Annotated in this window: 13 protein-coding genes and 1 pseudogene; 11 read left to right on the top strand and 3 right to left on the bottom strand. The window is 39.9% G+C overall.

Translation table 11 applies throughout. The features are described from left to right. Positions 1 to 28: 28 nt before the first annotated feature. Together gatB and KZC02_RS17010 are read right to left on the bottom strand one after the other, a co-directional pair. Entirely contained in the window at positions 29 to 1,522 is a 1,494-nt protein-coding gene (gene gatB / locus KZC02_RS17015) for an Asp-tRNA(Asn)/Glu-tRNA(Gln) amidotransferase subunit GatB (protein ID WP_221389809.1), read from the bottom strand. 165 nt (positions 1,523 to 1,687) lie between these two features. Beyond that, a complete protein-coding gene (locus KZC02_RS17010; RefSeq protein ID WP_221389808.1) occupies positions 1,688 to 2,233 on the bottom strand; it encodes a hypothetical protein in 546 nt (181 codons plus the stop codon). A gap of 277 nt (positions 2,234 to 2,510) precedes the next feature. On the opposite strand from KZC02_RS17010, the gene rpmG reads away from it, so the two are divergent. The 6 genes from rpmG (at position 2,511) to KZC02_RS16980 (ending at position 6,854) form a co-directional block, all read left to right on the top strand. Continuing rightward, complete coding sequence (gene rpmG, locus KZC02_RS17005) at positions 2,511 to 2,693, top strand: 50S ribosomal protein L33 (protein ID WP_221389807.1); 183 nt, start codon at positions 2,511 to 2,513, stop codon at positions 2,691 to 2,693. A gap of 106 nt (positions 2,694 to 2,799) precedes the next feature. After that, positions 2,800 to 2,952, top strand: a complete 153-nt coding sequence (locus KZC02_RS17000) for a DUF4295 domain-containing protein (protein ID WP_221389806.1) — start codon at positions 2,800 to 2,802, stop codon at positions 2,950 to 2,952. Between the two features lie 169 nt (positions 2,953 to 3,121). Further along, complete coding sequence (gene ftsY / locus KZC02_RS16995) at positions 3,122 to 4,084, top strand: signal recognition particle-docking protein FtsY (protein ID WP_221389805.1); 963 nt, start codon at positions 3,122 to 3,124, stop codon at positions 4,082 to 4,084. A 218-nt stretch (positions 4,085 to 4,302) separates the two neighbouring features. Further along, positions 4,303 to 5,613 (top strand): 30S ribosomal protein S12 methylthiotransferase RimO, encoded by a 1,311-nt coding sequence (rimO, locus tag KZC02_RS16990; protein ID WP_221389804.1) that lies wholly within the window; start codon positions 4,303 to 4,305, stop codon positions 5,611 to 5,613. Between the two features lie 76 nt (positions 5,614 to 5,689). Continuing rightward, complete coding sequence (locus tag KZC02_RS16985; RefSeq protein ID WP_221389803.1) at positions 5,690 to 6,166, top strand: DUF4293 domain-containing protein; 477 nt, start codon at positions 5,690 to 5,692, stop codon at positions 6,164 to 6,166. A 109-nt stretch (positions 6,167 to 6,275) separates the two neighbouring features. Further along, complete coding sequence (locus KZC02_RS16980; RefSeq protein WP_221389802.1) at positions 6,276 to 6,854, top strand: O-methyltransferase; 579 nt, start codon at positions 6,276 to 6,278, stop codon at positions 6,852 to 6,854. A 111-nt stretch (positions 6,855 to 6,965) separates the two neighbouring features. Here the strand turns inward: KZC02_RS16980 and KZC02_RS16975 are convergent, their stop codons facing one another. Then, the gene (locus KZC02_RS16975; protein ID WP_221389801.1) at positions 6,966 to 7,940 is read right to left on the bottom strand and encodes an SIS domain-containing protein; all 975 of its coding nucleotides are present in this window, start codon (positions 7,938 to 7,940) and stop codon (positions 6,966 to 6,968) included. A 95-nt stretch (positions 7,941 to 8,035) separates the two neighbouring features. On the opposite strand from KZC02_RS16975, the gene recQ reads away from it, so the two are divergent. The 5 genes and pseudogenes from recQ (at position 8,036) to KZC02_RS16955 (ending at position 14,091) form a co-directional block, all read left to right on the top strand. Then, on the top strand, positions 8,036 to 10,246 hold the full coding sequence (recQ, locus tag KZC02_RS16970; protein WP_221389800.1) for a DNA helicase RecQ: 2,211 nt from the start codon (positions 8,036 to 8,038) through the stop codon (positions 10,244 to 10,246). 58 nt (positions 10,247 to 10,304) lie between these two features. Further along, positions 10,305 to 11,594 (top strand): phosphoribosylamine--glycine ligase, encoded by a 1,290-nt coding sequence (gene purD, locus KZC02_RS16965; protein ID WP_221389799.1) that lies wholly within the window; start codon positions 10,305 to 10,307, stop codon positions 11,592 to 11,594. Further along, positions 11,594 to 11,719, top strand: a complete 126-nt coding sequence (locus KZC02_RS32510) for a hypothetical protein (protein ID WP_255636862.1) — start codon at positions 11,594 to 11,596, stop codon at positions 11,717 to 11,719. Before purD ends, KZC02_RS32510 begins: the two co-directional genes overlap by 1 nt. After that, positions 11,716 to 12,796, top strand: a pseudogene (locus KZC02_RS16960) (stage 0 sporulation family protein). The gene KZC02_RS32510 and the pseudogene KZC02_RS16960 overlap by 4 nt, the downstream one beginning before the upstream one ends. A gap of 98 nt (positions 12,797 to 12,894) precedes the next feature. Then, a complete protein-coding gene (locus KZC02_RS16955; protein WP_221389798.1) occupies positions 12,895 to 14,091 on the top strand; it encodes an anhydro-N-acetylmuramic acid kinase in 1,197 nt (398 codons plus the stop codon). The last annotated feature ends 21 nt before the right edge of the window (positions 14,092 to 14,112 follow it).

Below are 14,112 nucleotides of genomic sequence, written 5' to 3'. Positions count from 1 at the left end.
ATTTCATTTAAAAATGTGTGACAATAACTTACAGCTTTTTAGCAAGAAGTTGGTTAACCAGTTTAGGATCAGCAGTTCCATTTGACTTTTTCATGATTTCACCTACAAATAAGCCAAGTAAACCCTTTTTACCCTTTTGGTAAGCGGCAACCTTGTCTGGCATAGAGGCAATTACCTCATCTACCAACGTTTCCAGCTCATTTGTATTGCTGTTTTGCAGCCAGTTATTTGAAACAGCAATTTCTTTTGGTGACTTGCCGTGTTCAGCCAGCATCACAGGAAATATTTTTTGGGTAGCAACCGAATTACTTACCAAGCCTGATTCGCTCAATTCTATTAAGGCAGCCAGATCAGCAGGTTTTACCGGAAATAACAATATATCACCGTCATGTTCATTCAGATAAGATTTCACCGGCCCCATCAGCCAGTTTGACGCCGATTTATATAGGGTAGTTTTAGCGCAAACCTCTTCAAAATAATCTGCAATTTCTTTCGTATCTGTCAGTACGAGAGCATCGTAAGCAGGAATTCCGTATATATCAGTAAATTTTTTACGCAATTCCTTAGGCAATGCCGGCATAGCCGACCTGATACTTTCCAGCCATTCATCTGAAATGATGATCGGGCTCAAATCAGGATCAGGGAAATAACGATAGTCGTTCATGGTTTCCTTCATCCGCATTCCATACGTATTGCCGGTTTCCACGTCAAACATCCGCGTTTGCTGCTGAATCCTTCCACCACTTTCAAGTAAAGAAATTTGCCTTTTTGTTTCGAAAGTAATAGCCCGCATCATATTACGGATCGAGTTCATATTTTTAACCTCAACCTTCACACCCAGCTCGGTATCACCTTTTTTCCGGATGGATACATTTACATCACAGCGCAAAGAACCTTCCTCCATATTTCCGTCACTAATACCCAGATACCGTACTAATCTTCTGATTTCCGTAACAAATGCTCCTGTTTCGTCGGCAGATCGCAAATCCGGCTCAGATACCATTTCTACCAGCGGAGTTCCCGCACGGTTGTAGTCCAGGAGCGTTTCTGTTTCGCTGCCATCGTGTACCGATTTTCCTGCATCTTCTTCCAGGTGAATATGATGAAACCGGATTAGTTTTTCGACCAATTTCCCGTCTGTTCCTTTTGTAGCAATGGTAACACCGCCATTTTCACAGATCGGTTTTTTATCCTGTGATATCTGATAACCTTTTGGAAGATCAGGATAAAAATAATTTTTACGGTCAAAAATGGTACGTCTGCTGATAGAACAATCGCAGGCCAGGCCAATACGAACGGCATATTCAACAGCTTTTTTATTAACTTTTGGCAACGTTCCAGGCAAAGCCAGTGTTAGCGGGCCAATGTTTGTGTTGGGTTCTGTACCAAAAAGATTACGATCCGAAGCAAATAATTTTGATTCAGTTAAAAGTTGACAATGCACTTCAAGGCCAATGACGGTCTCGTAGGAATTCAAAATTTCTTCGCTTATATCAGAGGGGTTAATTTCAGTTTGTGTCATATTATTATTGCAAATGCTTTCGCAAAGATACAAATACGGGTCGTCCATAGTTATGAACGACCCGTATTTTCTGTTTTAGCCTTATATTGTTATACAGAAATATCGATATCCAGATTTTTAGAATATAACTGGAATCCTTGGAAAACGTTTCTAAGTAATTTGTATTTACAACGAGTTAATCCAGCCAGCTATAACTACTATATCCGCCTTTGGTACGTGAGCCATAGGCGCCATTGGAGGAAAACCAGGCCAGTGCTCAGGTTTTGGACTATGTACCAGTTCCACAATCTGATCAGCAGTATATTTCTTTTTTGCAACATCGGCATAAGCCGGCCCGATTACTTTGTCATATGGTTGATGACAAGCCAGACATGCATGTTTATTCAATAGTGCCGAAACTTCAGCAGGAACTGGTTTACGCTTTGGTTTTGCATCAGCAGCAGGAGTAACGGAGGCGGTAGTGTCTGCTGTTTTAGCTGCATCAGTAGCTGGTGCACCTGTTGTAGCAGCAGATACTGCCGCAGGAACTTCTTCAGGTTTAGGTGCTTTTCTTTCATTTTGAATTTCTACAAGAGCCGTTTCTTCTCTGGCCTTGCTTCCGGAACCATAATAATGGTCATATTTATCCTTGTCTTCTTGTGAAGAACAACCAATCCATACTGTGGCCGCTAATGCAATCAGGGCCAAAGAAGTACTATTTTTAAGTGTCATTGTTTTTAATTTTTTAAGAATTTCCGCCATTTTATCGTTTCTACTGATAAATCTCTACACGAAGAAAGCAAGTTTGTGCTAGATTTCCGTCATATATATTATAAATCATTGATTATAAACCGCTTTATTTATCACATAAATAATTTATAATCAACCAATTACGCATAAGTTGTATAATTTAAAATGTTTAATTTTATTTTTTATTTAAAATAAATTATTGTGATTAATAGGTAATATTATTACTTTTGCAGTCCTATTTGTAAAACGATGTAAAGTAATGGCTAAGAAAGGTAATAGAGTACAGGTTATATTAGAGTGCACTGAACAAAAAACCAGCGGTGTACCGGGTATGTCACGTTATGTGACTACAAAAAATCGTAAGAATACGCCTGGCCGTATGGAATTGAAAAAATTCAATTCATTCTTAAGACGTTATACTCTTCATAAAGAGATAAAATAGTCTACCTTTAAGTTGTTGTCTGGTGTTTTCAGCTGATTGATTTTAGTTGATTTACATGATAGTAACCTATAATTGATAACTGATAACATTTTAAATATATACAGATATGGCAAAGAAAGTAGTTGCTACCCTGAAAAAAGAAGGCGGTAAAGCTTTTGCTAAAGTAATTAAAGCTGTAAAATCTCCTAAAACAGGAGCTTATACCTTTAAAGAAGAAATCGTACCTCTTGACGGCGTTCAGGCTGCGTTAAAAAACTAATGCCAAAAGCAATAGTTTTGCAGGTTTTGATAGCAGGTTTTTGAAAAGTCCCATTGGGTAAGTCCCTTTCGGGACTTTTTTTGTTTATTTTTGAATTGAAAAGCATAAAAAAGCTTTAAATGCTGAATTTCAGGCATATTCGTTTTATTGACTTTACCTCTTGTTGGTTATGAGCATATTTGGTTTTTTTTCAAAAGAGAAAAAAGAAACATTAGATAAAGGACTGGAAAAAACAAAGGATAATTTCTTTGGAAAACTGGCTCGTGCAGTAGTTGGGAAAACTACTATTGATGAAGACGTTCTGGACGAACTGGAAGATATACTGGTAAGTTCGGATGTTGGTGTAGAGACAACTGTTAAAGTTATCAAACGTATTGAGGAACGTGTTGCGCGTGATAAATATGCTACCACTGCCGAACTGGACATTATCCTTCGTGAAGAAATTGCAGCTTTACTAACTGAAAATAAATCTGTTGACATAATTGACAGCTTTGAAACCGAACATCTTCCGAAGCCTTACGTCATCATGGTTGTAGGCGTGAACGGAGTCGGGAAAACCACAACTATTGGAAAACTGGCACATCAGTTCAATCAGCGCGGACATAAAGTTGTATTAGGTGCTGCCGATACATTCCGTGCTGCTGCTGTTGAGCAATTAAAGCTTTGGGGAAAAAGAGTAAATGTGCCTGTTATTGATCATGGCATGAATACTGACCCTTCTGCTGTGGCTTATGATGCTTTGAAAAAAGGCATGGAAACCGGTGCTGACGTGATAATTATAGATACTGCCGGAAGGTTGCATACGAAAGTAAACCTGATGAACGAACTTTCCAAAATCAAACGGGTAATGCAAAAAATTATTCCGGATTCCCCTCACGAAGTTCTGCTTGTATTGGATGGAAGTACAGGCCAGAATGCTGTGATTCAGGCTCGTGAGTTTACGAAAGTAACCGAAATTACTGCACTTGCCATTACCAAACTGGATGGAACTGCAAAGGGCGGAGTTGTGATCGGCATTTCTGACGAATTTAAAATCCCTGTAAAATACATTGGTGTAGGAGAAAAAATGGATGATTTGCAGGTTTTTGACCGGGAGGAGTTTGTGGATTCATTGTTCAAAAAAATCGGATAAAGGAAGCTAAATTAAAGCAAACCAATAGATTAAAGAATAATTGTTTGGTAAAAGACGAACTTAATTGTGTTTCATGCGTTAAGTTCTTATCCAAACTTTCCGATCTTTGCAGCCCGTTTTGCTGCTCAATATCAGCATCTTATATATACAGAATTAATTTCTTATCTAATAGCTAACAGGCCAGGTACGGTCCGCCGGGCGGCTAATAGCTCACTAAAATGAAAACCAAAGGCATAGTTAAAAATAAAGTAAATATTGTTACACTGGGATGCTCCAAAAACCTGGTAGATTCGGAAGTTCTTTATACACAATTGAAAGGAAACGGATTTGATGTAGCACATGAATCCAAAAAAGATAATTCCCAGATTGTTGTGATCAATACCTGCGGTTTTATTGATAATGCTAAAGAAGAATCGATTAATACAATTCTGCGTTACGCAGACGCAAAAGCAGCGGGGATTGTTGATAAAGTATATGTAACAGGCTGTTTATCTCATCGTTACAAAGATGAGCTTTCTGTTGAAATTCCTTCCGTTGATGCATGGTTCGGAACAAATGAACTTCCACGACTGCTTAAAACACTCAAAGCAGATTACAAACATGAACTGGTTGGCGAGCGTTTGCTCACTACTCCCACGCATTATGCTTATATGAAAATTGCGGAGGGCTGTGACCGTCCCTGTAGCTTTTGTGCTATACCTATTATGCGTGGCGGACATGTATCCCGTTCTATCGAGGACTTGGTAAAAGAGGCAAAATCACTGGCCAGACGCGGCACTAAGGAACTTATACTGATTGCACAGGATCTTACTTATTACGGCCTTGATATTTATAAAAAGAGAAATTTATCAGATTTGCTTGCACAACTTTCTGATGTAGAAGGTATTGAATGGATCAGGCTGCAATATGCTTATCCGGCAGGCTTCCCAATGGATGTGTTGGATGTTATGAAAGAGCGCAGTAATATTTGTAAATATCTGGATATGCCGCTGCAATCCGGATCAACTGAAATCCTGAAATCTATGCGCAGGGGAATTACACGCGAAAAGACAGAAGCACTGATTGAAACAATCCGCGAAAAAATTCCTGAAATTACTTTGCGTACTACCCTTATCGTAGGCCATCCCGGAGAAACTGAAGCACTTTTTGACGAAACTTATGAATTTGTAGAAAAAATGCGTTTTGACCGTTTGGGAGCATTTCAATATTCACACGAAGACAACACGCATTCCTATTCAATGGAGGATGATATTCCTGCTGAGATAAAACAGGAACGTGCAGATGCAATCATGGAATTACAGCAAGGAATTTCATATGAATTGAATCAACAGAAAATTGGAAATACGTATAAAGTTCTTTTCGATCGTAAAGAAGGAGGACATTTTATTGGACGTACCCAAAGTGATTCACCGGAAGTAGATAACGAAGTACTGGTGCCGGTGCAGCAATATGTAGGATTAGGGGATTTTGCGCAGATAAAGATTACGAATGCTGAAGAATTCGATTTGTACGGAGAGGTTGTGATTTAATTTCACCTGATATAATTAACAATATTTCTTCTTTACTATTTTTGCGGCAAACTGTTTTTGTATAAATATCATTTCTATGTTACAAAGAGTACAAACCATATTTTTAGCCATAACAATCATCGGGATGGGCGTTTTCCTTTCTTTTCCGATATGGAGTAAAATTTCAGCTGCGGGTGTAGAAAAAGCTGATTTGACAGCCATTTCACTGACACATCAGATCAACGCTGTGCAGTCCGAAGTACAGCCGGTATACTATCTGATCATTCTTGCTATATTGGTCGCTCTGGTATCTGCTTATGCTATATTCAGCTTCCGCAACCGTATACTTCAATCTGCTTTGTGTGCAGTAAATTCTATTTTGATGACTGTCATGATTGGATTGGTTATTTATTTTACGTTTTACAAAACGGCCAAACTTTTTGATCCCGAACTACCTGGTGATTATGAAATTGGATTTTATGGCCTCGTAGCATCTATGCTGGCAAATGTATTTGCAAACCGTTTTATACGAAAAGACGAAAAAAAGGTGCAGCAATCCAACCGGTTCCGATAGTACAGAAATACGGTCAATTTTGATACAAGCTCCAAAACAGATGAAAATTAATCACCTGTTTTGGAGTTTTCTGTTTTACTTCGCAATTCCATTTATACAATCATTTCCAATGACTGAAGAAATAAACCAGTATTTCCCGAAAGCTCACGCTGAGGTTGATGAAGCGACTAAAACATCCGGTTTTACAATGGCGTCAGATACACTGACCTGTTCTTTACTCCGCACACTGGCGGCTTCAAAACCATCAGGCAAATTTCTTGAACTCGGAACAGGGACGGGATTATCTACTTCGTGGATACTGGATGGAATGGATGAATCTTCGTCATTGGTTTCAATTGACAATGAGGCACAGTTTCTGCAAATCGCTGAAAAATTCCTGGGAAACGACAACCGGCTGACTTTAATTGAAACAGATGGTGCTCAATGGGTTGAAGATAATATAGAAGAAAAATTCGATTATATTTTTGCAGATACCTGGCATGGGAAGTACCTTCTTTTAGACGAAGTACTGGCTATGCTGAATAAGGGCGGATTATATATTATCGACGATATGCTGCCTCAGCCCAACTGGCCGGACGGGCATCAGGAAAAAGCAATTAAACTAATCAGTGACCTGGAAGCACATGAAGATTTAACACTGACTAAACAGGTTTGGGCGACAGGAATTGTAATTGCTGTGAAAAAATGAGCAGGATTAAAGGATTAACAAGATTAAAAAATCGCCTGATGCGATAGCTCATTGCGTTCTCCCCTTTTAACCTTTCTTTGCGGTCTTTGCGTGAAACCTTTTGGACAGAGTTTAAACCAACCCTTCCCGGAGCAAATCGTGCAGGTGAACGAAGCCTACGATTTCATCATTTTCCACAACCACAACCTGCGTAATACTGCGTGACTGCATAATTTCCAGTGCTTTAACTGCATATTCCTCCGATCCGACCGAGATAGGATTTACAGTCATGATATCACTGGCTTTCAGGTGCAGAAGCGTGACACCGGCGTGCTGGTTCAGCATACGACGAAGATCTCCGTCAGTAATAATTCCAGCCATTTTTCCGGAAGCTTTTACAACCGATGTAGCACCCAGCCTTTTTGAAGTAATTTCCAGTATAACTTCCTGTAATGTGGCCGTTTCAGGAACAGCAGGTAATGCATTGTTCGGGTATATATCGCACACCTTCAAATAGAGCCGTTTTCCTAATGAACCGCCGGGGTGGTATTTGGCGAAATCCTGATGTGTAAAACCTCTTGCTTCCAGCAGGCATATTGCAAGCGCGTCGCCCAGCACCATTGCAACAGAAGTGCTGGTAGTTGGGGCGAGGTTTAAAGGATCTGCTTCATTGGGTGCGTAAGCATGTAAAATAAAATGCGAATTCCGGCCCAGATATGAATCCTTATTACTGACCATAGCAATGATTTTCACACCTGTTCGCTTCAAAAGCGGAACCAGGACTTTAATTTCTGGCGTATCGCCGCTTTTGGAAATGACCATCACCACATCATTATCCTGTATCATTCCCAAATCACCGTGTATAGCATCACCAGCATGCATGAACAATGCCGGTGTACCTGTGGAATTAAGGGTTGCAACAATTTTTTGTCCGACTATTGCACTTTTTCCGATTCCTGAAACAACAACACGCGCCCCTGAATTTAGAATCACTTGTACGCACTTTTCAAATTCATCGTCAATCCTTTCTACAAGATTTTGTATGGCTGAGGCCTGCTTCAGTATTACTTCTTTTGCTATGGACTGAATATTTTTTATTAATTTCAAATCTGAATCACAGTTTTTTATTGAGAACCAATTGCAATTATTAATTTCACAAACAAAGATAGAGAAGTTTGGGATAACCATTTTGTTAACAGAGTATGGTAAAGAAGGTTGATACTGTCGTATTAGACACGTTAAAAGAAAGACTGAAAGAGATATTTGGATATAGTCAATTCCGGGGAGAGCAAGAGGTTATTATTCAAAATATCCTGCTTGGTAAAAATACTTTTGTGATCATGCCAACAGGCGCAGGAAAATCGCTCTGTTATCAGTTGCCCGCTCTTGTCAGCGACGGACTGACAATCGTAATTTCTCCGCTGATTGCCCTGATGAAAAATCAGGTAGACCAAATGACTGCTTTTGGTATTAATGCACAATTTTTGAACTCTACTCTTAATAAAGCTGAGATAACACGTGTAAAAAGTGATGCTCTGGACGGCAGCCTGAAATTACTTTACATTGCTCCTGAGTCGTTAACAAAAGAAGATAATCTTGATTTTTTAAAGAAAGTTAAAATTGCCTTTGTAGCCATTGATGAAGCACACTGTATTTCTGAATGGGGCCATGATTTTCGTCCTGAATATCGCCGGATTTATGGTATTATAGAAAATATAGGGAATCTTCCGATCATTGCGCTTACTGCTACTGCTACACCGAAAGTACAGCAGGATATTCGTAAAAATCTTCAGATGGAAGAAGCAGAGACCTTCAAGTCTTCTTTTAACCGCAAAAATCTCTACTACGAAATACGCCCTAAAAAGGATACTAAAAAGCAGCTCATTAAATACGTTCGGAACAACAAGGGCAAGTCGGGAATTGTTTATTGTCTGAGCCGTAAAACAGTTGAAGAAGTTGCTGAATTGCTGAAAGTCAATGATGTAAAAGCACTACCCTATCACGCCGGGCTGGACAGCCATACAAGAATGTCCAATCAGGATGCTTTTCTGAATGAGGAATGTGATGTGATCGTTGCGACCATTGCTTTTGGAATGGGTATTGACAAGCCCGATGTTCGTTTTGTGATCCATTATGATGTTCCTAAGTCTTTGGAAGGATATTATCAGGAAACAGGCCGGGCCGGGCGAGACGGACTGGAAGGTAACTGTCTGATGTTTTACAGTTATGAGGACATTCAGAAACTGGAAAAATTCAATAAGGACAAAACCGTTACTGAACGCGACAATGCCCGCCATCTTCTGATGGAAATGGTTGCCTATTCTACCCTTGGAGTTTGCCGGCGCCGTCAGTTACTGAGCTATTTTGGTGAATATCTGGATAAAGACTGCGGGTTCTGTGACAATTGTTTAAAACCTACTGAAAAAACCAAAGTACAGGATGAAGTTATTCTGATCCTGCGTTCAGTATTACTTACTGAGCAGCGTTTCGATGGCGAGCACATTGCCGATTTAATTATGGCTACTGATAACCAATATGTTAGAAGCTATGAGCATGATAAACTGGATGTGTTTGGAAAAGGCCTCGAACTAAATGAATCCCGTGAATATTGGATTTCCGCCATTCGCCAGTTGGTTATTTTCAATTATCTTGAAAAAGATATAGAGAATTACGGAGTCCTGAAAATCGGGGAAAAAGGGCTTAATTATATCAATGATCCGTATCCGGTTACGCTTCACAAAGATCATAATTTTGAAGAAGAGGAAGTAAAAGAAGAAGACGATAAGGATGGTGCCAACGGAACAGGAAGCGCACATGCTTATGATGAAGCACTGCTTGGAATGCTTAAAGCACTCCGGAAAAAAGTAGCCAAAGAAAAGAATTTACCGCCATTTGTTATTTTCCAGGATCCTTCACTGGAAGAAATGGCAACAACCTATCCTACTACCCAGCAGGAAATGGCACAGATTAATGGTGTCGGGATGGGAAAAGTTCAGAAATTTGGAAAACAGTTTATTGATCTAATCACCCGTTATGTCGAAGAAAACGATATTGAAACGGCAAAGGATGTAGTCATAAAGTCTACTGTTAATAAATCCAAGATTAAAATTTTCATCATCCAGCAGGTCGACCGGAAAGTAAGCCTGGATGAAATTGCAGAAGTTAAAAACCTGGCTTTGGCCGATGTTATTGAAGAAGTAGAACATATTTGTTACTCCGGTACAAAACTTAACCTTGATTATTATATCAATCAGGTAATAGACCGTGAAAGGCAACAAGATATCTATGATTATTTCATGACTGCGGAAAATGACAATATTGCAGCTGCACTGGACGAGTTTTCCAGTGACGAAATAAGCGAAGAAGAGTTGAGATTAGTGCGGATCAAGTTTTTATCGGAGTTGGCAAACTAATCGTGTCTTAATTCTAAACCCTGATAGACACCACTATTTGACAAAATTTAACCAAGTTATGAATATACTTATTTTAGGTTCGGGAGGTAGAGAGCACGCTTTTGCCTGGAAACTTGCCCAAAGCCAACTTTGTGATCGTTTATATATAGCTCCGGGAAATGCAGGAACAGCTTCTGTTGGCACTAATATCCCTATTTCGTATAACGATTTTGAGGCAGTAGCCGAAACAATTATTAAAAATGATATTGAACTCGTTATCGTTGGGCCGGAAGAACCCCTGGTAAATGGAATTGTAGATTATATTGAATCGCGTTCAGACCTTTCTAAAATTAAAATAATAGGCCCGAATAAAGCTGGCGCACAACTGGAAGGAAGTAAAGACTATTCTAAAAATTTCATGCAAAAACATGGAATTCCAACTGCATCTTCCAGAACATTTACAATTGAAGATCTGGCAATAGGACTTGAATATCTTGAAACACTCCCTTTGCCGATTGTATTGAAAGCTGATGGCCTTGCGGCTGGTAAAGGAGTAATTATTGCAGAAAAACATAAAGATGCCGAACAGGCTTTTACAGAAATGCTTGTTGATGGAAAATTTGGATCGGCTGGCAGCAAAGTTGTAGTAGAGCAGTTTTTGAAAGGAATTGAATTATCCGTATTTGTTCTTTGCGATGGTGAAAACTACAAAATATTGCCGGAAGCCAAAGATTACAAACGGATCGGAGAAAATGATACCGGCCTGAATACAGGTGGAATGGGTGCTGTGTCGCCTGTGATCTTTGCAGATGCAAACTTCTTGCGAAAAGTAGAGGAAAAGGTTGTAAAACCTACATTACGCGGCCTGAAAAGCGAAGGAATTAAATACGTAGGATTTATATTTATCGGGTTGATGAATATAAAAGGTGAGCCATTTGTAATTGAATATAACGTACGCATGGGAGATCCGGAAACAGAAGTGGTTTTGCCACGTATCCAGTCGGACTTTGCTATGCTTATGGCTGCAACTGCAAAAGGAAACCTGAATGATTTTGACCTGAAAATTTCTCCGCAGGTGGCTGTAACTACTGTTTTGGTAGCAGGCGGTTACCCGGGAGAATATGAAAAAGGAAAAGTAATTTCAGGAAGTGATAAAACTGAGGACGTGCATGTATATCATGCAGGCACTACTTTTAATGGAAATGCTGAGACTGTGACGAATGGAGGAAGGGTAATGGCTTTAACAGGTGTTGCCAATTCTCTCGAAAATGCTGTTCGTAAATCCCAGCGTGCTGCGCAGGTAATACAATACGACGGTAAATATTTTCGACACGATATCGGTATGGATTTAATTCGTTATAACGATTGATGAGGAGGAATAAGCTATGGGATGTGGATCATGTTCATCCGGCGGGTGCAGTACTGGTGGATCATCAGCTGTCTCCGGATGTGGAAGTAATGGAACCTGTGGTACAGGTGGATGTAATAAAATGAATGTCTTCGATTGGTTGAGCCATATGGATGTGCCTACCAGTCAGCGTTTTGATGTTGTTGAAGTAAAGTTTAAAGGAGGCAGAAAAGAATATTTCCGCAATATAAATCAACTGGAATTTATCACCGGCGACTACGTTGTATGTGAAATGACATCCGGGCAGCATATAGGCACTGTATCATTGCAGGGTGAACTGGTACGTCTTCAGATGAAGCGTAAAAATATTGCTGTAACCGATGACGTGCATGTGATTTACCGTGTTGCCAACGAAAAGGACCTCGACAAGCATACTCAGGCAATGGCTCGCGAAATGCCCACGCTGTATCGGACCCGTGAAATTATCCGGGAGATGAAACTGAATATGAAATTGTCGGATGTTGAATTTCAGTCGGATAATACCAAAACTACTTTTTACTATTCTTCTGAAGAACGTGTCGATTTTCGTGAGCTGATCAAACAGCTTGCCTCGGAATTTAAGGTCCGTATTGAAATGCGGCAGATCAGCCTGCGGCAGGAAGCAAGCCGTCTTGGCGGATTGGGTTCTTGTGGCAGGGAGTTGTGTTGTTCAACCTGGCTGACTGATTTCAAAAACATTTCGACTTCGGCTGCAAGGTATCAGAACCTTTCCTTAAATCCTGCGAAACTTTCTGGACAATGCGGAAGGCTGAAATGCTGCCTTAACTACGAATTGGAAACTTATATCGATGCTTTGCGCGATATTCCAACAGTGGACGTACCATTGAAAACTAAGAAGGGAACAGCTACGCTTCCAGAAAACCGACATATTTAAAAAAATTATGTGGTTTGGTTTTGAAAAAGATACAAACTGGTATCCGGTAGCGATTACCAAAGTACTAGAGATCATTGAATTGAATAAAAACAATGTGATTCCGGAATCTCTTGAAATACTTACGCCCGAAGTTGACAGAAGCCTGGACAAAGTTCCGCAACGACTGAACAGCGATCTTGAAAACCTGGACCGTAAATACAGTGACGAACAAAAGAAGAAGAAAAAGAAGAAGAAGTCAGGAAAAAACCGCGTAGCAAATCCGCAGGCACCTTCTACTTCTCCGCAATAATTAAAAAAATTATAAGAACTGATATCTTTAAAATGGTAGCCTGTGTTCATTCCAGGCTACTTTTTTAATATCAGCAGTAAACCTGAATTTAAAAGCCCATGAAAAAGTATATCGAACGACTAAGTCAAATCTCTGACCAAAGGACAAGACGAATTATTGGACTGATGTCAGGAACATCACTGGACGGACTTGACATAGCACTTTGTAATATTGAAGGCAGCGGCGTAAAAACAGTTTTAAAATTAGAACATTTTGTAACAGTTCCTTACAAAGATGATTTTCGTGAAGAAATCCGAAAAATCTTTGCAAAGCAGCAAATTGACTTCCAGCAACTCTGTGTACTGAATCCTTATATTGGAAATGAGCACGGCAGAATGATTCTTGATTGTTTGGAAGAATGGAATATACTTCCCGAAAATATCGATCTAATTGCGAGTCACGGGCAAACCGTATTTCATGCGCCTAAAAAACAGCATAAACTGAGCAAATTTTCAAATTCAACGCTTCAGATAGGAGACGGAGACCATATTGCCGTTAAAACAGGCATTATTACTATAAGTGATTTCAGGCAAAAACATATTGCCGCTGGTGGTGAGGGAGCACCATTGGCTGTATACGGAGATCATTTTATGTTTTCTAAAATTGGAGAAAACAGGATTTTATTAAACATGGGTGGCATTGCAAATTTCACATTTCTGCCTGGAAATGGAGATATATCCGCCATATTCACAACAGACACTGGTCCTGGAAATACGCTGATTGACGCATACACACGGCGTTTTTTCAAAAAACCTTATGATGAAAATGGAGAAATCGCTTCGAAAGGCGCTGTGAACCTAAAATTGTTAGATGCTTTAAAATCTCTTCCATTTTTTGCAGCCTCCTTTCCCAAAACTACCGGTCCGGAAGTTTTCAATTTTGACTATGTGGAAGACGCCATTCATAAATCCGGACTGACCTCTGTTTCCAGACAGGATATCATTGCAACGTTAACACGCTTAAGTGCTGATTCTATTTGTGATGCAATTCGCCGCGCAATTGATCAGAACGAATCTTATACAATTTATGCGAGTGGCGGTGGCGCACATAATTCGGTGCTGATGGAATTTATCCGTCAGCAGCTTTCTGCATCTTCGGTAAAATTGATTGACGAACTCGGTGTACCGGGAGACGCCAAGGAAGCTGTTCTTTTTGCTGTACTGGCAAATGAAACCGTAGCCGGAACGTCCTCGGCCTTTGGTGAAAGAGAAGGTGTACCGGGCGTTTCTATGGGAAAGGTTTCTTTTCCGGGGTAAGGATCCTCTTTTAAAATACTT

It is taken from the genome of Dyadobacter sp. NIV53, from assembly GCF_019711195.1.
Classification (GTDB): Bacteria; Bacteroidota; Bacteroidia; order Cytophagales; family Spirosomataceae; genus Dyadobacter.
Note: the sequence above shows the minus strand (reverse complement) of the source record. Positions and strands in the feature narration are given on the sequence as shown.

Bases quoted from the DNA above. Each gene is read 5' to 3' on its own strand.
- gatB (WP_221389809.1), bottom strand. From the start codon at position 1,522: ATGACACAAACTGAAATTAACCCCTCTGATATAAGCGAAGAAATTTTG.
- KZC02_RS17010 (WP_221389808.1), bottom strand. From the start codon at position 2,233: ATGACACTTAAAAATAGTACTTCTTTGGCCCTGATTGCATTAGCGGCC.
- rpmG (WP_221389807.1), top strand. From the start codon at position 2,511: ATGGCTAAGAAAGGTAATAGAGTACAGGTTATATTAGAGTGCACTGAA.
- KZC02_RS17000 (WP_221389806.1), top strand. From the start codon at position 2,800: ATGGCAAAGAAAGTAGTTGCTACCCTGAAAAAAGAAGGCGGTAAAGCT.
- ftsY (WP_221389805.1), top strand. From the start codon at position 3,122: ATGAGCATATTTGGTTTTTTTTCAAAAGAGAAAAAAGAAACATTAGAT.
- rimO (WP_221389804.1), top strand. From the start codon at position 4,303: ATGAAAACCAAAGGCATAGTTAAAAATAAAGTAAATATTGTTACACTG.
- KZC02_RS16985 (WP_221389803.1), top strand. From the start codon at position 5,690: ATGTTACAAAGAGTACAAACCATATTTTTAGCCATAACAATCATCGGG.
- KZC02_RS16980 (WP_221389802.1), top strand. From the start codon at position 6,276: ATGACTGAAGAAATAAACCAGTATTTCCCGAAAGCTCACGCTGAGGTT.
- recQ (WP_221389800.1), top strand. From the start codon at position 8,036: ATGGTAAAGAAGGTTGATACTGTCGTATTAGACACGTTAAAAGAAAGA.
- purD (WP_221389799.1), top strand. From the start codon at position 10,305: ATGAATATACTTATTTTAGGTTCGGGAGGTAGAGAGCACGCTTTTGCC.
- KZC02_RS32510 (WP_255636862.1), top strand. From the start codon at position 11,594: ATGAGGAGGAATAAGCTATGGGATGTGGATCATGTTCATCCGGCGGGT.
- KZC02_RS16955 (WP_221389798.1), top strand. From the start codon at position 12,895: ATGAAAAAGTATATCGAACGACTAAGTCAAATCTCTGACCAAAGGACA.